We start from the raw sequence: 21,903 nt of genomic DNA, 5'->3' as shown, positions 1-21,903 counted from the left end.
TCAGTGTTTTGCGGCGCGCATCTTTTCCAGTCCTCCGCCCTCAATAAACTCTCGGGCGGCCTCCATTTTTTCTATGATAATCGCCTGTACCCGCGGATCAGAAAGAACCTGTTTTTTGCGCTCTTCGATGGTCTTAACTTGAGTTTTCATAATGTCCTAAGTTTTAAAACGTAAGCTTTGTAAGCTTTGCCAACTTCAAATGGCTCAGCGAGCGGGCCATTTGCTCCATAAATTTCGTAATACTTTCGGATGTTTGAAAGTTCTCGGGTAATCACCATTCTATACAAACGGTTTTTTGCTGGAGTATTGCCTTGGATTTGAATTTCTGCGTCAGGATATTTTTCAAAAAAAAGCCGTATGCATTGCGACACAGTTGCCATGACTTTTTCCAGGTCCAGGTTGTTGCCGCTGGTAGCCATATCGCTTAATTCTCCGTCCGAAAGTACATCTACAAGCGCCAGATTAAAAAGCCGCTTAGCATATGAAAATTCTGTAAAAACTACGGCTTTTGTAATCGTCTTGTCATAACTAACACTGAAAAAATCGAAATAGAGCCGGTCATCATCTGACTGAAAAGGATAAAACTCTGACTGCATAGAAACTCGGAATTGTGAGTACCATATCGATGCAGGAAGTTGAGCGGTTGTATGTGTCGCAAATGTAAAATAATCCTTCACAAAAGTAAAACGCCGCTTCCTCTGCGCTTTTACCGGCATATGGCATTTGCCAGTTTTCCTAAAACCAATCAAAATCACGGATGAACACTTTTAATATCAACCGCCGTAGCTTTCTTCACGGGGCGACGGCTGCATTGGCACTTTCAACTTTTGGAGCGCAGGGAATGGACCTGATGAACCCGGCTAAAACATGGCGCGTGGGGCTTATCGGGACAGGTTGGTATGGTAAAAGTGACCTTTTCAGACTAATCCAGGTGGCGCCGGTAGAGGTGATCGCATTGTGCGATGTGGATAAGAATCAATTGAATGAAGCGGGTAAACTCGTGAGCCAGCGGCAGAAATCGGGTAAGACGCCGAAGTTGTATGGCGATTACCAGAAAATGCTCGCCGAAAATGAGATGGATATCGTGCTCATCGGCACGCCCGACCATTGGCATGCACTGCAAATGATCGACGCCGTGAAGGCCGGTGCACACGTGTATGTGCAGAAGCCGATCAGCGTGGATGTGCTGGAAGGGGAAGCGATGGTAGCGGCCGCCCGGAAATATAAAAAGGTAGTGCAGGTAGGGACGCAGCGGAAAAGTACGCCGCATTTGATCGATGCCAAGAAAAATATCGTCGATGCAGGCTTGTTGGGCAAGATTTCACACGTGGAAATGTGCTGTTACTACCATATGCGCGCCAACGGTAATCCGCCGGTTGAGGCGGTTCCGGATTTTCTGGATTATGAAAAATGGACGGGCCCTGCACCCCTGCGCCCCTACGACGGCCTGCCGCACGTGCGCTGGTGGCGGACGTTTATGGAATATGGCAATGGTGTCACAGGTGACATGTGCGTGCATATGTTCGACACGGTACGATGGATGTTGAAACTGGGCTGGCCGAAAAAAATATCTTCAACGGGTGGTATTTATGTGCAGAAAGAGGGTAAGTCCAATATATCGGATACGCAATCGGCGATCTTTGAATACGATGGGTTGAACTGCGTATGGCAGCACCGCACCTGGGGAACACCCAACAACCCGGATTATCCCTGGTCGTTTACGCTCTATGGAGAGAAAGGAACGCTTTGGGCCAGTACGATGGCCTACGATTTCATTCCGCAAGGCAAGGGCGAGAAGATCCATAAGGATGTTGTTTTCGAAAAAGAAAAGTATCCGGAAGATCTGAAAGAGGATAAAATCGAGCTGAATGCGGCCCCGGCTACGCGCCTCCATATGCTCGATTTCCTGAGCGCGATCGAGAACAACGGAAAACCGGTTGCCGACATCGAAGAAGGGCATATTTCTACATCGAGTTGCATTTTGGCAAATCTTTCGATGAAAACCGGTCGTTCGATTGTTTATGATCCGATAAAACGCGAAATTGTGGGAGATAGAGAAGCCAATGCATTGCTTGCCCGCGCCTACCGGGCTCCCTACAAGCATCCTGACTACAAGCACGTCTAGGATAGGTCATTAAAGTTCGTGGTCCCTATATATCCCAGTACATCGCGTCCGGCAAAATCCGGGCGCGTTTTTGTTTGATGGCATGGTATTTATACGGCCGCGGCTGCAACAAAAGTCGGTCTGCGGGGGTATAATGGCAGAGGAGCCCCGAAGAGATTTCAAAAGGGGACTGAAAGGTGAATTCAAACGTTTGAAACGTGTCAAAACAATAATTTTTCTGATCGATATATCAGTTTTATTTGTTTATAAGTTTAATAGATGTTTTCGAGGTATTTAAACCATTTACCCCCTGAAACTGTCAGAGTAGTACAACAAAAACCAAACGTTCAAAATCAAATGAAAACCATAGTGAAGTTGATGAAATCCGCCGGTATGGCGGTTGTGGCGGGAGTGATCTTTATGGCGTGTAGCAATGCCCTTCAAGTCAGTTACGATTACGATTCGGCGGTTAACCTTAAACAGTTTAAAACTTTCAAAGTGGAGTCCGAGCACAATATGGAGCAGGACCCGTTGCTGGGTAGCGAACTGAACCGGAGAAGGCTGGGCGATGCGGTCGTAGAAGTGATGGAAGCGAAAGGCTACAAGTTGGATACGAAAAGTCCGGAGATCGTGGTACGCTTTATGACTGATGTGAAGGACCGCCAGCAAGTGCGTTCCAACAATATGTATTCGCCTTACATGTGGTGGTATGGAGGAGGTAACAATATCTCGACCTACAATTACCAGGAAAGCCGGTTTATCCTGAACATTTATCAGAAAACCACCGAACGGATGGTATGGCAAGGCTGGGCATCAGGCAAAGTGAAAGCCCCGACCAAAAAAGAGGATCAGAACACGATGATCAAAAACACGATGTCTGATATCCTCCGCTCCTTCCCGGAAGCCACGCAGGATACTTACAGCAGGAAGTAATTTCGAAGTTGTGATAATCTAAAATGCAAAAATGCCGGGCACAGTGCCCGGCATTTTTGCGTTGCAACCGGATCAACTACAAATCTTCCCCATTCCGATACTCTTCCGACGCCTTTTTCACGATCGCTTCTCCATCGTGCAAGTCTCCGAAAACCTCCACAAGCGTATCCACGACGATGCCGCGTTTCACGGGTACCCATTCGGCTTTTTTGGCTTTGTCGCGGATGACGAAGACTTGTTCGCTGGAACTGACTACGGCGGTGATGGGAACGAAGAGGGTGTTTCCCGTGCGTTCGGTATTGAGCTGAACCTGCGCATACATGCCGGCTTTGAGCTGGTTGGAGCGGTTGGTAACGTCAAATTCGGTGATCATCGCCCGGTTTTCCTCGGATAAGGTGCGGGAACTGCGGGCATAGACGGCCTTGTATACTTTTTCGGGACTGGCCGGCACCGTGAAATTAACTTCCCCCTTGCTCGGCACGGCGCTGGACATGTTTTCAGGAATGGCCAGCGTCAGGCGCAGTTTGGTATTGTCTTCCAACATAAACAATGGCTTTGCACCGCCTTCTCCCGGTCCTACCAATGCCCCCGGACTGATGTTTCTTTCCGTAATAATCCCGTCGAATGGAGCGGTTACGGTGAGGTAGCGCGAAAGCTCTGTTTTGGTTTCCATAAATGATTTCGCGGCCTGTACATTGCCTTTGGCAACAGACATGGCAGAGCTATCCGCTGCTGCGCGTGCTTTGGACAGGTCGAGCTCGTTGAGGGACACTGCGCCTTCTGTGCGGTTGGTTCGTTGCAAGCGGCTATATGTCAATGCGCTGGCCTGGTATCGCGTTGTGATTTCGTTCAATGCGGCCTCGGCGGCGATGAGTTGCGCTTTGGCCTGGCTTAGTTCAGAGATCACTTCCGGCGCTTCCAATACCGCCAGGACCTGGCCTTTCCGAACTACCGTGCCCCGGTCTGCATTCACCGTTTTCACAAACCCCTTTATTTTCGGATGAATGCTCACCTTGTTCCACGGCTTCAATTCGCCCGGTAATGCGATCTGTTTGGCGGGTTTCATGCTTTTCACATAAGCAAGCTCGACCGATGGCTCTTTCTCGGCCTGCTGCTCGTGCTTTTCGCTCGTTTCGGCTTCGGAGCTGCATGCGCTCATACCGACAGCGACGGTAATCAGTATCAGAATGGATTTCGGGGTGTTCATAGAAACGGATGTTTGGAGTTTTTTGCGGAAGAAATTGCTTTCAGGATCTTCGGGATCGAGGGATACCGAGTTAACGGATGCCTTGCGTTGCACGAGCGTGAACACGGCCGGGAGAATGAGGAGCGACGCCAATGTGGAGGCAATGAGCCCACCGATTACGGCTTGCCCCAATGGAGCGATCTGGTCGCCGCCCTCGCCCAGGCCGGACGCCATTGGTACCATCCCGGCGATCATCGCGATACTGGTCATGAGGATCGGTCGGATACGGCTGCCGGCAGCGAGTGTAATGGCCTTGTGTGCATCATTTAATTTCAGACGAAGGTTCTCCGCATTGGTCACCATCAAAATCGCATTCGCTACGGATACCCCGACGGACATGATCAGGCCCATATAGGATTGCAGGTTCAATGTCGCGCCGGTAAGCAAAAGAAGTCCAATTGAGCCCACCACCACGGCTGGGATCGTTGAAAGCACGACGAGCGACAGTTTGAATGACTGGTAAGTCGCAGCAAGTAAAAGGAACATGATCACGACGGCGATCAGCAAGCCGGTTTGCAAGCTGCTTAGTGTTTCGGTCAGCAGGTCGGTCTGCCCTTTGAGTTCTACAATCACGCCGCGGGGTGGTTCACCTGCATTTTTAATAGCCTTCTGAACGGCAGTTGTCGCCGCGCCAAGGTCTTTTTTATGAATATTGGCCGTAACGGTTACCAGTCGGTTCGGGCCGGCGCGGTCGTATTCGCCGGGGGCGGTCTTTTCGGAGAATGTGGCAACGTCGGCCAAAAGCGGGTTGCTCACACCGGTTTTCAATGGAATGGTGCCAATGTCTTCGACGGATGTCATTTGATATTCCGGGATCTGAACCTGCACCTGGTAGGCAAGTCCTTTTGCATCGTCTAGCCAGAGGTTTTTATCGGTAAAACGGCTGGATGAAGTCGCAGCTACCATCGATCTGGCCACTTGGGTGGAGGTAATACCGAGCTGCCCGGCCCTCTCGCGGTCGATTTTTACGTCGAGGATCGGATATTGCAGCGGCTGTGCGATCTGCACATCTCGGAGGAATGCGATACGCTGCATTTCTTTCCGGATCTTACGCGCAAATCTTCCTGCTTCTTCTACATCTTTGGCAGCGACGCTTACTTCAATCGGCGTCGAAGCCCCCTGGCTCATAATCTTGTCGACCAGTTCGATCGGTTCGAATGAAATAGCGAGATTTGGGATCTCCTTGCCGATTCGCGCACGCAATTTCTCCTTTAATGCATCCATTCTTACAGGGAAATCTTCCTTTAAAGAAACCTGCAACACAGCCTCGTGCGGGCCGCTGTTGAACACGAAAATATTTGAAGTACCGTAGCTGGAAGGAACTGTTCCTACATAAGCCGAGGATATTTCGACATTTTCCTTTCCTACTTCCGATTTTATCAAATTCAGAGCCTTCAATGTAGCCTGCTCTGTGCGCTCCACTCGTGTTCCGTCGGGCACGCGCATCCGCATTTGGAACTGGTGGCTGTTGGCCTTTGGCAGAATGTCGGTGCCGATAAGCAAAAAGCCGCCGACGATCAATGCAATGGTGCCGACGAGATACACAGGCACGATCAGGCGCTTGCCCATGATGCCATTCAGTACATTCAGGTATTTTAATTTAAATTTTTCAAAACCTGTCGGAGGCAGCGACGGGTGCGCCCCTTCTGCAATCACGTCATTGATTTCCTGACTATCCAATGCCAATGTGGGCGCTTCGTGGTGTGGATGGTCTTTCAAAAGCCAGTTAGCTAACACCGGTACCAATGTCTGCGAAAGCAAAAAGGAAGCGATCATCGCAAAGCCGACTGCAAGTGAAAGTGGCAGGAACATCGATCTTGGGATACCACTCATGACGAAAGAAGGCGCGAACACGGCCAGGATCGCCAGCAGGATCAAAAACTCGGGAAATGCGATTTCCTTACACGCGTCCCAGATGGCCTGCTCTTTTGGTTTGCCCATTTCCTGATGCTGGTGAATGTTTTCGATCGTCACCGTCGCCTGGTCTACAAGCACGCCGATCGCCAATGCCAATCCGCTCAACGTCATGATATTGATCGTTTGTCCAAACAAATTCATCAATATCACCGCCGAAAGAATGGAAATGGGAATGGTTACGATCACGATGATCACGCTCCGCCAGTCGCGGAGAAAGAGCAATACCATTAAACCCGTGAGCAATGCCCCGAGAACACCTTCCGTGATCAGGCTTTTCAGCGAATTGGTCACATACACGGACTGGTCAAATTCGTAGGAGATCTTCACATCTTCGGGCACAGCATTCCGGAGTTGCGGCAATGCATTGCGAATGTTGTTGACCACATCCAGCGTAGAAGCATCGGATTTTTTAACAACCGGAATGTAAACCGCCCGGCGTCCATTGATCAATGCATAGCTCACCGTCACGTCGGCGCCGTCTTCGACCACTCCTACGTCGCGGATAAATACCGTCGGGCCTGCGCCTACGCGGATGGGGATATTGAGAAAGTCTTCGGGCTTTTTAATGAGCGAGTTAACGGGCGTCATCAAGGTTTTGTCGCCCATCCGGATGTTACCGGCCGGCGAAGGCTGGTTGTTGGCGATAATGGATTTGATCACTTCTTCCGGCGTCAAATGGTAACTTCTGATCCGCTCGGGATCGACACGAACGACGATCGTGCGCTGGTTACCTCCGAATGGCGGCGGGCTGGAAACGCCTTCGATCCGGCTAAACATCGGTCGCACGCGGGAGGATGCGAAGTCCTGGATCTCATTTAGTGACCGCGAGGCGCTTTCGAAAACCATCTGGCCGATCGGCACCGAACTCGCATCGAACCGGACCACCTGCGGCGGCACCGTTCCCTCGGGCATGTAGGCTTTCGCGCGGGAGACGTTGTTGGCGACCTCCGCCGCCGCCTGCGCCATGTCGGTGCCGGCGTAGAACGACAGTTTGATCAATGATAACCCCTGGATCGTTTTTACGTCCACGTCGCGGATACCCGATACATACAGAAAGTGGTCCTGGTAGCGGGTTGCGATAAAGCCGTCCATCTGGTCGGGTGCCATACCGCCATAGGGCTGCACTACGTAAATGGTGGGCAAATCGAGGTTTGGGAAAATGTCAACGGGAATGCTCCTGATGGACAGAACCGAGAAAAAGAGGATGCCGATCACGACTACCACGATGGAAATGGGCTGTCGGAGGGCAGTTCTGATGAGTTGATACATAATATTCAGATTTTGTATTTGTCGTGCCGCTCAGCATGACAGTTTGCGTTTCATTGGGCTATTTGATTTAAGAACATACTTAGGTCACCCGCTGCTGCGGCTTTCAGTAGGAGCGAGCGCCAGGCATTGCCATTGGTGACGAACTTGTCTATTTCGGCACGGTTGAGGGCATTCACGCTTTGTGCTAATGTAAAAAGGTCGGTCAGGCCACTTTGGTAGCGCGCTTCTGCCTGGTTGAATGCGCGTTGGGCGGCAGCGAGCTGCACGGGTGTAAGGCGTGCCTGAGCGAGTGAGAGCTGGAACTGGATTTCGGATTCCCGCGCCTGGCGGTCGAGTTGCAGCTGTTGTGTTTGGTATAATGATTTGAAACGCTCAACCTGGAATTGTTCCGCGTGGTAATCGTTTCTGACTTTGAAAATGTTGGTCAGGTTCCAGCGCGTGGAGACGCCGAAGAGATAGTTGAAAACCTGGTATTTTACCCCGCTGCTGAAATCTGTGCGGAAGGAATCGTCCTTATTCGAAACGCCCGACCCGCGCCCCCAGCCGGCTCCCACAAAGGAGATGGATGGCAGAGCCGACCGTTTTACTGCCAGGCTGCGTGCCAATGAGGCGTCTATTTGGGCTTGCGAAAACCTTAATGCAGGATTTTTGAGGAACGATCCTGTTTCTCCGGGAACCGCGGGCAATTTGGAGTAAAAAAACATGCTGTCCACCTGAATGCTATCACGCAGCTCGCCGGTAAGCTCGGAGAAACGAAGTCGCTGTGCTTTTTCGACACGCTGGCTTTCCAGTAACAGCAATTGTGCTTTGGCATATTCGGCAGCGGCGAGCGAGCTGTCGACACCCGGGCGCATGCCCGAACTCACAGCGGCATCGGTCACACGTTTGAAAACCAAGGCCCGTTGAAGGTTCTGACGTTGGGCGTCTACCAGTTTCTGGTTGATCAACAGCAGCAGGTAGGCATCGACGATCCTAACCTGATGTTGAAATAATTCATTCTCATAATCGGCCTGACTACGGGTGAGGTCAGCCCTGGCGGCATTCACATTGGCTTTAATTTTTCCAAAATTGAAAACCTTCCAGTCGACCATCGCGGTCGTGAAGCTGCCAAATGTGGCTGTGTAATAATTTTCCGGACGGATACCACCCGATGGCGACAATGCGCTACCCTCGTTGGGCAGGAACGCGCCGGCGACGCTGTTGCTTGTGGCATAAGTATATTGGTCCTGCACGATGAATGCAGGCAGGTAATCGGTTTTAACGGATTTGATGCGGCTTTCGGCACTATGTATTTCAGCCCGTTTGGCTTTCAAAAAGGGGAAGTTGCCCTTGCCCAGTTCCAGCGCTTCGTGTAGCTTTATCTGCTGTGCACAGGCGGGTAGGCATATAAAGGCTGTTAACAGCAGGATGATTAGCCAGGTGGTCCTGATATTGAAAATTCGGTGTGTGAACCTTTCCTTGGAGTGCGCATTTCCCGGCGGGAACAGATGCGAAACACGATGGTACGGGGAGTGCTTCATAATTCTGGTTAAAGATATTTTTAGCCGAAATTAGAGCCCAATTCTGGAAACATTTGGGAAATGGAATTACTCAAAGGGCTGTTTATTATAGGTTTATCCTTCCCAAATGTTTCCAAATTTGGAACGTACTTTTGTGAAGTACCTTTTTGGAAGAGAAATGAAAATATTAGTAGTGGAGGACGAGAAGGGGCTTGCAGAAAGTATCACGGACTATCTTTCGCGAGAAGGGTTCGTTTGCGAAGTGGCCAATACGTTTTGGCAGGCCGACGAGAAGATCAGCCTGTACCAGTACGATTGCACGATCGTGGACCTCACATTACCGGATGGCAATGGTTTTGATATTATCCAGACACTTAAAAAGATCGCCGCCGCAACGGGTATTATCATTATTTCTGCCCGTAATACATTGGAAGACAAGCTAAAAGGTCTGGAAATCGGTTCGGACGACTATATGACCAAGCCATTCCACCTATCCGAACTCAATGCACGGGTTAAGTCGCTCATTCGGCGGCGGAATTTCGGAGGGAATAATGATATGATATGGAAAGATATCCGGGTCAATCTGCCGGCACGTAAGGTGTTTATATGCGAAGCCGAAACGATGCTGTCGCGAAAGGAATATGATCTTTTGCTTTATTTTCTTTCCAATATCGATGTCGCATTGACGAAGGAATCTATCGCCGAGCACCTTTGGGGCGATAATATGGATTCGGCCGATTCGCTGGATATGGTTTATTCGCATATCAAAAATCTTCGCCGGAAGATCGTCGAGAAAGGTGGAAAGGATTACATTCAATCGATTTACGGGATAGGTTACAAATTTACCGCACCTTGAAACTCCTCGAAAAAGCTAGCCGCATTTACCTGCTCGCCTCGTTGCTGATTTACCTGGCGGTGGGTATCGCCTTCTTCTGGATCATCAAATTCATGATTTACGAAGAGGTGGAAAGCAGGCTAATGGTCGAGAAGCGTGACTTTGAGGCCTACGTTCGCACCAACGATACCTGGACGACTAACTCCTATTTCGTCGAAAATAAAATCGAAGTAGTGCCTGTCTTCAGCAAATTCAAAAACGAAGTGGCATTCACCGACACACTCATCAGCAACCGTTACGAACAAACCGCCGATCCGTTCCGACAGCTTACATTCTACACTTTGATCGGCGGGTCGCCGTATCGGGTCGCGATACGGAAGTCGATGATCGAGTCCTATAAACTGATCGAGGCGATCTCTGCGGCGATGATTGCCTTTTTAGGGCTTTTGTTGGTAAGCACATTTTTCTTTCACCGGGTCTTGTCTGGCAAGCTCTGGGAACCGTTTTACGATTCCTTAGCGAAGATCAAAGATTTTGATTGGACTAAAAATAAGCCCTTGGAGCCCATTAGGAGCGAAATCACGGAGTTCAATGAGTTGGGTGATGTGATGGAAAAAATGGCTTCCAAAATGCAGCACGATTACCGGAGCCTGCGGGAATTTGCCGAAAATGCTTCTCACGAAATTCAGACGCCGCTCGCGCTGATCAATGCGAGGGTGGAACAGTTTATCCAGTCAAAAGACCTGGGAGAAGACCATACTTACTGGATTGAGGAAATTTACCATGCCGCACGGCGGATGTCGAGGCTTAACCAGGGATTACTATTGTTGGCAAAAATTGATAACCAGCAGTTTACCGAACAGGAAGATCTCGATCTTTCCGAGCTAGCTTTGAACAAATTGAAGGATTTCGAAGATATTTTACGACATAAAGACATCCAGCTAAGTGTGCAATCGAGGGGTAGTTTCCGGAAAGTAATGTCCCCGGCGTTGGCGGAAATCCTGCTGACGAACTTGATCAGCAATGCCATCAGGCATAATCATCCAGGCGGTGAGCTCCGGCTGGAAGCGGGCGCTGATTTTGTCCAGATCAGTAACACGGGGAATCCGCTTAAAAGTGATCCGGAACGGTTATTTGAGCGATTTAAAAAAGAGTCTACAGGAGCGGAATCTCTTGGGCTGGGGCTGGCAATTGTAAAGCAGATCTGTGATAATTGTGATTTGCAGATTTCTTATCGGTATTCAGAGTCTATTCACATCATTCGTCTCCAATAGCTATCAATGTTTCGGTAGGTGCGAAGCTACTGCCTCGCACCTACCGAAACACTACTTAGCAACTTTTTGCAATTCGGCTTCCAGCGTTTTGTTGTTAGGAAACTCCTGCGGAATCCAGCGGTTCGCAATCTTGCCTGAACCATCCAATACCAAAAATGGGTAGCGGATATCGATACCATATTTCTCTTTCAGAACCTCAATATTTTCATCCGAAGCCCACAAATGCTTTGCAGCAGGCCGTGTTTTTACGTATTGTTTCCATGTCGTCAGCGGGATGCCAGATGCCACAGAAACATATACGAATGTCACCTTGTCGGCATATTTATCTTCCAAAACCTTCAATCCGGGCTCGTGCTGTCCAATGCTGAATGAGAATACCATACAAACCGGCTTGCCCTGCAACGATGAAACCGTCACGGCGGCGCTATCCGCGTTTAAAAGCGTCACATCGGCGATCGGGGAGCCCGGTTGCAGCGATTCTTTGGTCTGGATCAGTTTAGAAATGTAATCGGAGTAAGGAGACTGCGGAAAGGTAGCTTTATAGTCAGTGAGCAGTGTTTTAGCTGTTTCGACATTCGGAATGGCCGTAGCTGCATAATTAAGCCAGTAGGTAGCAAGATATTCCTTCTGTTTTGGATAACTGGCCAGTTTTTCCTTGCTAAATGCGTATACATCCTGCAACGCTTGCGGGCTGATTTCATAGCGCGTTTCTGATTCGAGCGGGTATTTGCGGGTCGAAGGGATCAATACCCAGTTGCGCAACTCATCACGGTATGCCTGGCTCAACAATGCGTCGTCCGGCTGAATTTTGAAGTCGGTAAGTGTGAAATCTTCCAGTTCTTTCCGTTGGGTAGCATCCAGTTTCGCCACGCGGTTGCGACGCATGACTTTTTCCTGAATTAATTGGCGGGTCAGCGAGGGTTCGGTAGCAGTGGTGGCGAGTACGTAAGCTTCAAATGCAGGCACTACCGGATTTGCCGTTTTAAACTTGTCGAATGCATCCAGTCGCGCTCTTTTCAAACTATCGCTTTGCTGCACCACGCTTTTGTTGTCGATCTGTGATGGTTTGTATCCAAAAACGGGCAGGTATTGGTACTGGTTTTCGAGAAAATAATTTTTCAGGAATGTCTGGTAATTGGCATTCTTGCCTGCGAAAGTCACATCCGCATTCTCTCCGACGTTGATCGTCAGGTCGTCGCCGGGTTGCAGGAACAGCATCCAGGTTTTGTTCACGCCGCTGCCGCTGTACTGCAAGCGCATCATTTTGGGCTCGCTAAGCTGGATCACCGCTTTTTCGGACGTTATATCGGCGAAATTTACCGAAGCGACAGCATCCAGTTTCGCATCCGCCAGCCCGGTGCCCAGATTGGGGTGAAAATGAACATCTTCCAGCACTATCGTAACGGTCACAGCGGCCTTTTTTGGGGCTGTTAACGTAATATTGGCTGTATTTTGCGCGTAAGATACCCAGCTAAATGCAGCCCAGCTGAATAGTGTGAGGATCAGAGTGTTTATGTGTTTCATCGTTTCGAAAGTGAAAACTGTATTTACCAAAACAGGTCGGTGTAAAAATTGTGCCAATATACGTAACTCGTCCCGGTATCTGTTCCGTCTGCTTATTGAGCGTGATCCGCGCATACATTAATGCAGTTTTTGAAAGCATAAATAGGCCAAGTACCTTAACTTCGCTGCCTGATTATCGACTATTCCCATGACCCGCGTTTCACCATTTCAGTTCAATACCCTTCGTGCCCGATTTGAAGGTGAACTTTACTTTGACAACTCCACACTTCACGCAGCGCAGCGTGCAGTGTATGCTACCGATGCCTCCGTTTATCAGGAAATGCCGCTCGCGGTGGCGTTACCAAGGACGGTTGAGGATATTCGTGCACTCATCGAATTCTCAAAGGCAAACAGGGTGACGCTCATTCCACGCGCCGCTGGGACTTCGCTGGCCGGGCAAGTGGTGGGAAAAGGAATTGTGGTGGATATTTCAAAGCATTTTGGGAGGATTTTAGAGGTAAATGCGAAGGAGAAATGGGTGCGTGTGCAGCCGGGAGTGATCCGCGACGATTTGAACAAACACCTTGCGCCTTACGGCCTGCTCTTTGGTCCGGAAACTTCCACTGCCAGCCGCGCGATGATCGGCGGGATGATCGGAAACAATTCTTGCGGCTTGCATTCCATTACCTGGGGCGCCACGCGCGACCATTTGCTGGAAGTGAAAGTATTGCTGTCCGACGGCTCAGAGGCGATGTTCAGTGAGCAGACCATCGCCGACTTTACACAATCGATCCGGGAAAACCAGGTAAAAGGTCAGCGGTTACAGTCCATTCTGGCGGGAATGTTCGGGTTAGTATCCAATCCGATAGATCAGGATTTAATTAAAAAGCAATTTTCAAAGCCAACGGTAACGCGGCGAAACTCGGGTTATGCACTCGATGCATTGGTCCGGAACTTTGAAAAGGGCAACATCAATCTCTGTAACCTGATCGCAGGCTCCGAAGGAACGTTGTGCTTTGTAACAGAAGCTAAAATTGCGCTAGTGGACGCGCCACCGGCGGCTGTGGGTGTGGTGTGTGTACATACCAATTCTCTCGCGGAAGCATTGCACGCCAACCGCGTGGCGATGCAATACGACCCTAAGGCCTCCGAACTCGTGGACAAATACATTATGGATTTTACCAAAAACCATAATGTGTATTCTCAAAACCGCTTCTTCATGCAAGGCGACCCCGCGGCCATGCTCATGGTCGAATTCTGGGGCATTGCGAAGGAAGAAGTCCAGCAAAAAGCGGCCGCATTGATTGCACAGTTGAAGGAAGAAAACCTCGGTTACGCCTATCCGCTTTTGTTTGGTGATGATGCCAATAAAGCCTGGGATATCCGTAAGGCAGGTTTGGGCCTGATCCGTAACTTACCTGGTGACACCCAGCCGGTGAACCTGATCGAAGATTGTGCAGTAGCGGTGGAGGATTTGCCCGCGTATATCGAAGAATTGGAGATTTTGCTCGAAAAGCATGGCTTGCACGCGTCGTACTATGCACATGCGGGTGCGGGCGAGCTGCATGTGGAGCCGATGATCAACCTTAAAACCAGTGAAGGAAAGCAGCAATTCAGGGATGTACTGGCCGACACGGCGGTATTGGTAAAGAAATACAATGGTGCATTGTCGGGAGAACATGGGGATGGCCGTTTGCGGGGCGAATTCATTCCTTATATGATGGGGGAAGAAGTGTATGAAATGTTCAGGCAGGTGAAGCGGATCTGGGACCCGGATGGCGTTTTCAATGCGAACAAGATCGTCGACACGCCGCCGATGAACGAATTCCTCCGCTACGAGCAGGATAAGCCTAATCCGACAATTGAGACAACATTCGATTTTTCAAGGCAGGAAGGCATATTGCGACTGGCTGAGAAATGCAGTGGATCCGGTGACTGCCGCAAAACTGAACTCACCGGTGGTACGATGTGCCCAAGCTACATGGCCACCCGTAGCGAACGTGATACCACCCGCGCCCGTGCCAATATGTTACGCCAGTACCTGACACCCGCGACAGCCCCGGCTACAAACCAGGAAATGGTAAAGGAGGTGCTCGACTTGTGCCTATCCTGCAAAGGCTGCAAATCAGAATGTCCTTCGAGTGTGGATATTGGTAAAATGAAGGCCGAGTTTACCCAGCAATACTACGAAACGCATGGCATACCCATGCGGAGTAAACTGATAGCCAACTTCTCCAACCAGATGAAACTGGCCTCTATCGCTCCCTGGGCGTTCAATGGCATTTTTGGAACACCCGCATTGCGTAAGATCGCTAACAAAATGGTAGGTTTCCACCCCGACAGGTCAATGCCAAAACTTGATAGCGAGACGTTGAAAAGTTGGTGGAATAAACATCAGCAGCGAAAGGAAAAGGTAACCCACGCGCGGAAAGTGTATTTGTTCTGCGATGAGTTCACCAATTATAATGATGCGGAAGTAGGCAAAAAGGCGGTATGGCTATTCGAAAAGCTGGGTTATGAGGTAATTATTCCGGAGCATGTCGAATCAGGCCGGTCGTATTTGTCCAAAGGACTTGTAAAGGAAGCACAGAAACTCGCGATCCAAAATGTGGCCTTACTCAAAGATAAGATCACTTACGATACACCGCTGATTGGCATCGAGCCCTCGGCGATCCTGTCATTTCGGGACGAATATGTCGATTTGGTAGGGGAAAAAGAGAGGGGCCATGCGCAAAAGATCGGTGAAAATGCCTTACTCTTCGAAGAGTTCATCGCCCGCGAAATCGACGCGAAGCGTATTCAGAAAAGCGCATTTGTTTCCAAAAGTCAGCTTATTAAGTTGCACGGGCACTGTCATCAGAAGGCACTTTCGACTTTAACTGCTTCCAAAAAAACTTTACAATTGCCCGAAAATTATCAGGTTCAGCTCATTCCCTCGGGCTGTTGCGGAATGGCGGGTTCTTTCGGCTATGAGGAAGAGCACTTCGACGTGTCAATGCGCATCGGGGAGCTGGTATTATTTCCGACCGTCCGTCAGCAGCCGGAGGATGTGATTATCGCGGCTTCCGGGACGAGTTGTCGCCATCAGATTAAAGATGGTACCGGGCGCAAAGCCATGCACCCGGTTGAAATTTTATATGATGCACTAATCAAATAGCGCTATTTAGTGCCGCGGACGTGCTCATACACTGTGTCTGATCGTAAATTGGTGCCTGCGGTATCGGAAGCAACACTATCGGCGGCGGCGGTTTGATCAGCAGGATTATCCGCCTCTCCCAAATTTCTATCGTGATTGAAAAAGCCGCCAAACCAGGCGATCAGCGAGAGTGCGATACCGACGCCAACAATCCATTTCCAGACGTTTTTAAGGTTCTTGGTGGATCTTGCTTCATCATCTGTTTCTTGCCTGTTCATGGGTTTATTGATTTAGTTTAAAATAGACCCTACCATTTCTATACCAGCGCGGATTCAGCACTTTTTAACCGTTTTATATAACATTGTGTTGATAAAATTTCCCCAAAGTAAGTACTGGGTTAAAAATGTGATAAATCGGGGACGTTTCATGTTACCTTAGCTGGAAATTTCGTTTGAGGTACTAGTTCTTCTCACAAACCAGCCATATTCATGATTAGTAGCCAACGTTTATTAACCCTCTTATTTGCACTTTTCCTATTTGTGCAGATCGACGGCAAGGCACAAAACGATAACCGGAGTTTCCTTTCTGTTACTGCCGGATACAGTTTGCCGGTAGGTGAGCTGGCGAGGGAAAAATTGAACGATCCTTTCGCGGGGTTAACGGGCTCAGGATATTATGGGCAGGTCAATTATGATGTCCGCGTAGCGCGCTGGTTCGGGCTGAAATTTTCAGGTAGCATGAATCAAAATACCACCCGCCCGCAACCGATCGTCGATATCGCCGACTTACGGGTGGAAGAGATCAAAGGTATTATTAACGAAACAACCTCGCATACCTGGGACACGAAGGTTTCGCGTTGGAAATTCAATGCGATCATGGCCGGTCCTGCCATTTTTCTCAATTTTAATCGTGTACAAATCGAAGGGCACGTGCAGGGAGGATATGTAAAGGTTACGTCGCCAACCGTGGACATGACCGGCACATTTCAATCAGGCGAGAACCAGATCCTGGTGCATTTGAGCCCGGCTTCTACCAGTGGTTTCGGTGTAGGTGCCGGGGCGAGTTTACGTTTGCCGATTGCCGGGCCGTTATATTTCCATCTTTCCGGCGATTTCCTTGCTACAGAGGCCGTGCTGAAAAATGTGGCGGTGAATGTCCGTGTGGGCAGTTATCCGGAGGTGGGTATCCCCATTAACGAGAAACGTTTTGTAGGGGTTGCGAACATTGGTGCCGGGTTAGGGATTTCGTTTTAAGTTAAAATATCAATTCAAAAGAAAACGGGCCGGATGCCGCACGCATCTGACCCGTTTTGCTTTTTAGTACTTATCGGCCTGCATTATTTTGCAAACCAAAGCTTCAATTTCATGTCATTCTTGCCTCCCTGGGAGGTAAGCGCCGCTGAAAAGTTTTCATAATTCAGCGATTCTTCCGAGCCCGGGTATGGCAGCCGCGTTGGAATGACATTTCCATTCGTATTCAAAACAGGAGGGACTAGGGCGGGGATGCCGGTACGACGGTACTCGGTCCATGCTTCGACACCCTGGCCGAAAAGCGCGATCCATTTTTGCTCCATGATCTGGGTGAAGCCATCGGCACCCGATTTTAATGCGTTCGCCGTAAGATATGCCTCCGGGACGGTCAGTTTGTATTGTGCGAATGAGGCGGTAATGCCGTCCGTATAGTTTTTTGAGGCGGTACCGGCTGCTGCGATGCCTTTGTAGGCAAATTCCGCTTTGAGGAAAAGCAGTTCTGCATAGCTCATAATCACGCCAGGGGCAGTTGCAGCTACGAAATAGTCGCCTACTTTCGATGTTTTGGAAAGACCCAGGGCATTCGCGTCCGACGATGAAAGTCCGTTTGGAACGCCTTTAAAATCGCCGCCGTCGGCAGGCTTGTTGGCATAAACGGCCAATCTTCCATCATTCAGCGCCGCCAGTTTATTTATTAATGTCGCGCTCACGCGATGATCATCCCGCGTTTTGCGGTTCTGATTGATGGGATTATTGTTGTTTGTTGCATCGAGGTAGTTCAGTTGAACATTGTCAGCGACGGCTTCCAATACCGGATACTTGGCAGGGTCACTCAGAATGCGGGTGATTTCCGATTTCACGTCGATCGGCGCATCGGCTTTGTCGATCATCCGCGAAAGCAGGCGCAGGCTTAGTGAGTTGGAGAACTTCTTCCATTTTGTGAGGTTGCCATTAAAGAGTATATCGCCTGCAATCGCTTTGTTTTTATCGTTGACATCGATCAGGTCGTTGGCTGTTTTCAGTTCGGCGATCAGTGCGGCGTATACATTTTTTTGCGCATCGTATTTGGGCAACAACTTGTCTTCCAGCCCTTGCAGAGCATCTGTATAAGGAATATCACCGTAAATATCGGTCAAAAGCGAGAACACCCACGAGCGCATGATCATTGCCACGGCCTTGTAGTTGGTGTTACCCGATTCCTCCGAAATTTTCGAAATGCGCTGATAATCAGCTAATGCTTCGATGTAAAGTGTTTGCCAGCCGGTGGTATACACGTCGGCCGACACGGTGTACTGGTCGATATCCGTGTATTGGATGCGCGCCCAATGCTGGGAGAAACCGTCGCCGATATCCTGGCCTATAGAACCGCCCCAGTACAGGTCTACGGCACTTTGGATGCCATGAGGCAGAAAGAGGTCGGCGGTACCGGTTGCAGCGCTGTTGTTATTCGTATTGACCTCGTCGAAATCACCCGTGCAAGCCGACAGGCAAACAATGGATGCCACCAGCAATGTCTTGGATTTGAAGGAACGTATGATGCTTTTCATGCTTGAAATCAGTTAGGATAATGGCTTACAGGTTGAAACTGATGTTAAAACCAACGGTTCTGGTGGTCGGGATCTGACCGTTTTCGATGCCTTGCAGGTTACCATCGTTATAGTAGCTGGTTTCAGGATCGATATGTGGCAGGTTGCTTTTCAGGAGCGCGAGGTTGCGGCCAACCACCGAAATCGCGATGTCGCGGAACGGCAGTTTTTTGAACACCTGGCCTGTAAGCACGTAAGTCAGCTTCACTTCGCGCAGTTTCACGTAACTGGCGTCGAAAATGGTGTTTTCGTTGTTGGTCAGCAGGTAATATTTGTGATGGTATTCCTCGGAACTGATACGTTTTTCGTTTGCCACATATTCAGGAGCGGCGGCAGTGCCGATATTCACTACGCCCTGGCCCACGATGCCGTCTTCACGTCCCATCGTAGTTTCTTCCAAAACCCCCGTGTAGCGACCGATATTGATGGATTGTGAGAAAATATCACCTCCATGTTTTACGTCGATCAATGTGCTAAGTGATAGGTTTTTATAACGGAAAGTATTTGAGAACCCTCCGATCCAGTCGGGAGTGAAGTTGCCCAACACACGGCTTGCCGATTCCAGTACCGGGTAACCCTGCGCATCGTAAATGATCTGACCATCTGGAGCGCGCTGGAAGCCTTTTCCGAAGAATGTGCCGTAAGGCTCGCCTACGCGTGCTTCCACCGACAATCCGCGGAAGCTGTTGGTGGTGGTAGCCTGGGTCAATGGGTTATAGCTGGTGTTCAGCTGGTAGGTGGTCAGGTTGTTAGCCAGGGAAACAACCTTGTTCTTGTTGCGCGCCCAGTTAACGCCCACCTCCCATTCAAATGTCTGTGTTTTAATTGGTGAGGCTGTCAGTTGGATCTCGATACCTTGGTTTTCGATCTTCCCTGCATTGAGGAGTTTGGACAGATAACCGGTAGCGTTTGAGATGTTTACATCAAGAATCTGGTTGGACGAAACCTTTTTATAATAGGTAAGATCCAAACCAATGCGGTTTTGCCATAAACGAATATCTGTTCCGATCTCATAGGAAGAAGTTAGCTCGGGTTTCAGGGTCGCATTCAGCAATGCATTGTTTTCGGAAAGGCTCGGTGTGCTACCCCATGGGTTTTCATATTTGTAGGTACTTGCGAGTCGATAAGGATCAGTGTCGTTACCCACACGCGCCCAGCCAGCCCGAATTTTGGCAAAAGACAATACCGATGATTTTACATCGAAAATATCGGTAATGATAGCGCTGACAGCCGCGGAAGGATAGAAGTAAGAGCGGTTGTCGCTTGGCAGTGAACTCGACCAGTCATTACGGGCCGTCAGATCCACAAACAGGTAATTGCGAAAACCGAGATTAGCGGCGGCGTAAAGGCTGTTTACGTTTTTACGAATAAAACTGTTCTCCGTCACCGGGCGTTGGCGCGAATTACCCATATTGTATACCCGAGGGATCGCAAGTTCGGTAGCGCCCATGTAGTTGCGTTGTGCGTAATTGCTTCGGTGGTTGCCTCCGATGTTTGCGGTAATGTCAAACTCCCCGAATTTATGGGTGGCATTCAAAAGGAAATCGGAGTTGGACTCGCGGACGAATATTTGCTCCTCATTGTAAGCGTCGTACAATGACGAAGCGCCGATTTTGGCCTGGCGGGCGGCGGTTTTGGTTTTGCGGCGATCTTCGTAAAAGTCCGTTCCGGTGCGGGCGGTGAGGCTTAGCCAATCGGTGAATTTATAAGTTGCCGACATGTTTCCGTACAGTCTGTCGCGTTCGTTGGCCCGGGTGCTCTCATTGAGCAGGTAATACGGGTTAGTCCAGTAGTTGTCGTTCCAGTTGTATTGATAAATGCTACCCGGCTTGTGATAATCTTTCAACTTGTCCATATCCACCTGGCGGCCAAACCAGATGAAGTACAACCCGAAGTTGTTACGGTTGTCGCTACCGTCTTTTACATAATTACCAGTTGCGCGGATGCTCAGCTTTTTGGTTAGATTCCAGCCTGCATTCAATGATACCGTGCGGCGTTTGTAATCGGTATTCGGGAGAATGCCGGTTTGGTTCAGATCGGTAAATGAAAGCCGGAAATCGCCTTTGTCGTTAGCACCGGTAATAGCCACGTTGTTGGTCAGGGTGCGGCCGGTTTCGAAGAACTTATCGACATTGTCGGGATGCGCGATCCAGGGCGTGGGCGTGCGGGTGCCGTCGGCACCAATAGGCGAATCGAATTGTGGTAGCAAACGACCGTCGAGTTTTGGGCCCCAGCTCTCATCTACACCATCGTTCACGCCGGCACCGGTTCCATCCACGTAGGAGAATAGTCCCTTTGCACCTTGTCCGTATTCATTTTGCCACTTAGGAAGGCGGAATGGCGATTCGAATGCTGTGTTCGTATTGAATGAAACGCCGATGCCCTTCGTGCCTTTACCACTTTTGGTCGTAATCAAAACAACGCCATTTGCTCCTCTTGAACCATATAACGCAGCGGCACTCGGGCCTTTCAGGACGTTGATAGACTCTACATCGTCCGGGTTGATCGACGCGGCGGCATTGCCATAATCGATCCCTGTTCCCGAGCCGAAGTTGCTGTTATCGACCGGCACACCGTCCACGACGAACAGGGGTTGGTTGTTGCTGCCAATGGAACTGGCACCGCGGATAATCATCCTGGACGACGAGCCGGGAGCACCATTGGAGTTGGTCACCTGCACACCAGCCAGGCGGCCCGATAGCGAATTGACCAGGTTCGTTTCCCGTGCCTGGGTAAGCGTTTTACCGCTAACTTCCTGCACGGAATAACCCAATGCCTTCTTCTCACGGGCAATACCGAGGGCCGTCACGACGATCTCGTTGAACTGCGTCGCATCACTTTCGAGCATAATGTCGAAAACGGTTTTGGAGCCAACGGGAATTTCGGTGGTTTTGTACCCGATAAATGAAACAACCAGGGTTGCATTGGCCGGCGTGCTGAGGGTAAAATCGCCGTTTGCGTCTGTCGTGCTCCCACGACTGGTGCCCTTGATGAGGATGCTGGCACCCGGAAGATTCCCGTCGGCCGATTGCACTTTACCTTTGATCGTCAGGTCTTGTGCAAAACCTGTCCAGCTAAGGAACAGCAAGAACAATAAGAAGCCTAATGTAAAGACTTTCTTCATAATTGATTAAGTAATGGAGTGAAACAGTTAGGTAACCTTTTAAAAACAGAAGATTATTCTATTTTTAATTAATTTCAAAAAATATCTGATTGTGCAAAAATGTTTTAATAAAATATTCGTCGACAAAAGTGATTTTATTTAAAATATTATATTAAAAACCAAGATTTTTATAGGAGAGTAAGGACTTTCCGAAACGCCGGGCGTGGTAGCGTGGCTATGAGGCGTTT

At 49.6% G+C, this 21,903-nt stretch carries 14 protein-coding genes; 6 read left to right on the top strand and 8 right to left on the bottom strand.

Going from position 1 to position 21,903, the window contains the following annotated elements; genetic code table 11:
* Together LZD49_RS24385 and LZD49_RS24380 are read right to left on the bottom strand one after the other, a co-directional pair.
* The gene (locus tag LZD49_RS24385) at positions 1-150 is read right to left on the bottom strand and encodes a hypothetical protein (protein WP_234670293.1); all 150 of its coding nucleotides are present in this window, start codon (positions 148-150) and stop codon (positions 1-3) included.
* Positions 147-716 (bottom strand): DUF6934 family protein, encoded by a 570-nt coding sequence (locus LZD49_RS24380; RefSeq protein ID WP_234670292.1) that lies wholly within the window; start codon positions 714-716, stop codon positions 147-149. The genes LZD49_RS24385 and LZD49_RS24380 overlap by 4 nt, the downstream gene beginning before the upstream one ends.
* Before the next feature lie 41 nt (positions 717-757).
* Here LZD49_RS24380 and LZD49_RS24375 point away from each other — a divergent pair, with 41 nt between their 5' ends.
* On the top strand, positions 758-2,125 hold the full coding sequence (locus LZD49_RS24375) for a Gfo/Idh/MocA family protein (protein WP_234670291.1): 1,368 nt from the start codon (positions 758-760) through the stop codon (positions 2,123-2,125).
* Between the two features lie 336 nt (positions 2,126-2,461).
* A complete protein-coding gene (locus tag LZD49_RS24370; protein ID WP_234670290.1) occupies positions 2,462-3,037 on the top strand; it encodes a DUF4136 domain-containing protein in 576 nt (191 codons plus the stop codon).
* Positions 3,038-3,113: 76 nt separating this feature from the next.
* On the opposite strand, the gene LZD49_RS24360 is transcribed toward LZD49_RS24370, so the two are convergent.
* Both LZD49_RS24360 and LZD49_RS24355 read right to left on the bottom strand, forming a co-directional pair.
* On the bottom strand, positions 3,114-7,469 hold the full coding sequence (locus LZD49_RS24360; protein ID WP_310590503.1) for an efflux RND transporter permease subunit: 4,356 nt from the start codon (positions 7,467-7,469) through the stop codon (positions 3,114-3,116).
* Between the two features lie 50 nt (positions 7,470-7,519).
* Positions 7,520-8,989 (bottom strand): TolC family protein, encoded by a 1,470-nt coding sequence (locus LZD49_RS24355; protein WP_234670289.1) that lies wholly within the window; start codon positions 8,987-8,989, stop codon positions 7,520-7,522.
* A gap of 157 nt (positions 8,990-9,146) precedes the next feature.
* On the opposite strand from LZD49_RS24355, the gene LZD49_RS24350 reads away from it, so the two are divergent.
* Both LZD49_RS24350 and LZD49_RS24345 read left to right on the top strand, forming a co-directional pair.
* Entirely contained in the window at positions 9,147-9,824 is a 678-nt protein-coding gene (locus LZD49_RS24350) for a response regulator transcription factor (RefSeq protein ID WP_234670394.1), read from the top strand.
* Positions 9,821-11,077 carry a HAMP domain-containing sensor histidine kinase gene (locus tag LZD49_RS24345; protein WP_234670288.1) on the top strand — a complete coding sequence of 419 codons (1,257 nt, stop codon included), beginning with the start codon at positions 9,821-9,823 and terminating at the stop codon, positions 11,075-11,077. Before LZD49_RS24350 ends, LZD49_RS24345 begins: the two co-directional genes overlap by 4 nt.
* A gap of 51 nt (positions 11,078-11,128) precedes the next feature.
* On the opposite strand, the gene LZD49_RS24340 is transcribed toward LZD49_RS24345, so the two are convergent.
* Positions 11,129-12,601 (bottom strand): thioredoxin family protein, encoded by a 1,473-nt coding sequence (locus tag LZD49_RS24340; RefSeq protein ID WP_234670287.1) that lies wholly within the window; start codon positions 12,599-12,601, stop codon positions 11,129-11,131.
* A 187-nt stretch (positions 12,602-12,788) separates the two neighbouring features.
* Between LZD49_RS24340 and LZD49_RS24335 the strand changes: the two genes are divergently transcribed.
* Positions 12,789-15,737: an FAD-binding and (Fe-S)-binding domain-containing protein gene (locus LZD49_RS24335; RefSeq protein WP_234670286.1), complete on the top strand. Its 2,949-nt coding sequence runs from the start codon at positions 12,789-12,791 to the stop codon at positions 15,735-15,737.
* Between the two features lie 2 nt (positions 15,738-15,739).
* Here LZD49_RS24335 and LZD49_RS24330 read toward each other — a convergent pair whose 3' ends face one another.
* Entirely contained in the window at positions 15,740-15,994 is a 255-nt protein-coding gene (locus LZD49_RS24330; protein ID WP_234670285.1) for a hypothetical protein, read from the bottom strand.
* Positions 15,995-16,204: 210 nt separating this feature from the next.
* On the opposite strand from LZD49_RS24330, the gene LZD49_RS24325 reads away from it, so the two are divergent.
* The gene (locus LZD49_RS24325; RefSeq protein ID WP_234670284.1) at positions 16,205-16,969 is read left to right on the top strand and encodes a hypothetical protein; all 765 of its coding nucleotides are present in this window, start codon (positions 16,205-16,207) and stop codon (positions 16,967-16,969) included.
* A gap of 83 nt (positions 16,970-17,052) precedes the next feature.
* Here LZD49_RS24325 and LZD49_RS24320 read toward each other — a convergent pair whose 3' ends face one another.
* Both LZD49_RS24320 and LZD49_RS24315 read right to left on the bottom strand, forming a co-directional pair.
* Positions 17,053-18,513 (bottom strand): SusD/RagB family nutrient-binding outer membrane lipoprotein, encoded by a 1,461-nt coding sequence (locus tag LZD49_RS24320; RefSeq protein ID WP_234670283.1) that lies wholly within the window; start codon positions 18,511-18,513, stop codon positions 17,053-17,055.
* Between the two features lie 25 nt (positions 18,514-18,538).
* Positions 18,539-21,676, bottom strand: a complete 3,138-nt coding sequence (locus LZD49_RS24315) for a SusC/RagA family TonB-linked outer membrane protein (protein ID WP_234670282.1) — start codon at positions 21,674-21,676, stop codon at positions 18,539-18,541.
* Between the last annotated feature and the right edge of the window lie 227 nt (positions 21,677-21,903).

The organism is Dyadobacter sp. CY261 (assembly GCF_021440085.1).
Lineage (GTDB): Bacteria > Bacteroidota > Bacteroidia > Cytophagales > Spirosomataceae > Dyadobacter.
The sequence above is the reverse complement of the archived record's forward strand: the minus strand, read 5'-3'. Positions and strand labels throughout refer to the sequence as shown.

What these genes read in the sequence shown, in the direction of transcription:
- LZD49_RS24315 (WP_234670282.1), bottom strand. Translation starts at nt 21,676, where the DNA reads ATGAAGAAAGTCTTTACATTAGGCTTCTTATTGTTCTTGCTGTTCCTT.
- LZD49_RS24370 (WP_234670290.1), top strand. Translation starts at nt 2,462, where the DNA reads ATGAAAACCATAGTGAAGTTGATGAAATCCGCCGGTATGGCGGTTGTG.
- LZD49_RS24355 (WP_234670289.1), bottom strand. Translation starts at nt 8,989, where the DNA reads ATGAAGCACTCCCCGTACCATCGTGTTTCGCATCTGTTCCCGCCGGGA.
- LZD49_RS24375 (WP_234670291.1), top strand. Translation starts at nt 758, where the DNA reads ATGAACACTTTTAATATCAACCGCCGTAGCTTTCTTCACGGGGCGACG.
- LZD49_RS24320 (WP_234670283.1), bottom strand. Translation starts at nt 18,513, where the DNA reads ATGAAAAGCATCATACGTTCCTTCAAATCCAAGACATTGCTGGTGGCA.
- LZD49_RS24325 (WP_234670284.1), top strand. Translation starts at nt 16,205, where the DNA reads ATGATTAGTAGCCAACGTTTATTAACCCTCTTATTTGCACTTTTCCTA.
- LZD49_RS24350 (WP_234670394.1), top strand. Translation starts at nt 9,147, where the DNA reads ATGAAAATATTAGTAGTGGAGGACGAGAAGGGGCTTGCAGAAAGTATC.
- LZD49_RS24360 (WP_310590503.1), bottom strand. Translation starts at nt 7,469, where the DNA reads ATGTATCAACTCATCAGAACTGCCCTCCGACAGCCCATTTCCATCGTG.
- LZD49_RS24385 (WP_234670293.1), bottom strand. Translation starts at nt 150, where the DNA reads ATGAAAACTCAAGTTAAGACCATCGAAGAGCGCAAAAAACAGGTTCTT.
- LZD49_RS24380 (WP_234670292.1), bottom strand. Translation starts at nt 716, where the DNA reads ATGCCGGTAAAAGCGCAGAGGAAGCGGCGTTTTACTTTTGTGAAGGAT.
- LZD49_RS24330 (WP_234670285.1), bottom strand. Translation starts at nt 15,994, where the DNA reads ATGAACAGGCAAGAAACAGATGATGAAGCAAGATCCACCAAGAACCTT.
- LZD49_RS24340 (WP_234670287.1), bottom strand. Translation starts at nt 12,601, where the DNA reads ATGAAACACATAAACACTCTGATCCTCACACTATTCAGCTGGGCTGCA.
- LZD49_RS24335 (WP_234670286.1), top strand. Translation starts at nt 12,789, where the DNA reads ATGACCCGCGTTTCACCATTTCAGTTCAATACCCTTCGTGCCCGATTT.